We start from the raw sequence: 832 nt of genomic DNA, 5'->3' as shown, positions 1-832 counted from the left end.
GTATGGCGTAAAAGACGCGACCAAGATTAAAGTTCGCAAAGCGGTTGAAGAGTGTGGCTATCTCCCAAACCAAGTCGCTAAAGATCTAAAATCTCAGAAAACCAACCTGGTTGGCGTGATTGTTCCTAGGGTTTCTTCCCATGCTACCTCTCAAGGCGTCGACGGTTTAACCGCGGTATTAGAGCAAGCGGGCAAGCATGTTTTATTAGCGAGCACGCACCAAACACACCACAAAGAACTTGAATATATTCAGATATTTAACCAGAAGCGTGTTGAAGGCATCATCCTGTACGCGACCCACCTCGACAACCAATTGGTCAAAGCGATTCAAAGCTCTGCCGTGCCCGTGGTATTGGTTGGTCAAGACGGTTCGATGTTTAACATCCCAAGCATTGTGCACGACGATACTCGTGTAGGGTTTGAAGCAGGCAACCGCCTTATCTCGAAGGGTTGTAAATACATGGGGTTCATTGGCGTACAAGGCGATGATATTGCGGTTGATAAGATGAGATCGGAAGGCTTTGCTCAATCACTTCAATTCAACGATCTCACACTGCAGTTTCACGCCCGTGGCGACTTTACCATCGATTCTGGCTACAAGCTGGCGAAACAGTATCTCAAGGAACACACCAAGCTCGACGGCCTGTTCTGTGCCACTGACCGTATTGCAATCGGTGCGATCAGAGCGATTCAGGAAGCGGGGCTCGTTCCAGGAAAGGATATATTGGTGTTGGGTGTGGGTGACGATGAGCTCGCTTCAGTATGTACGCCAACGCTTTCTACGTTTAACTATGCGTTTGATAAAGCGGGAGAAAATGGAGCCAAGCTGCTA

1 protein-coding gene is annotated in these 832 nt (G+C 48.4%); it reads left to right on the top strand.

The features are described from left to right. Positions 1-832, top strand: an 832-nt coding sequence (locus tag AB4486_RS26510; RefSeq protein ID WP_372119745.1) for a LacI family DNA-binding transcriptional regulator, incomplete at both ends; no start/stop codon positions are given.

It is taken from the genome of Vibrio sp. 10N.222.55.C6, from assembly GCF_041473395.1.
Classification (GTDB): domain Bacteria; phylum Pseudomonadota; class Gammaproteobacteria; order Enterobacterales; family Vibrionaceae; genus Vibrio; species Vibrio crassostreae_C.
Note: the sequence above shows the minus strand (reverse complement) of the source record. Positions and strands in the feature narration are given on the sequence as shown.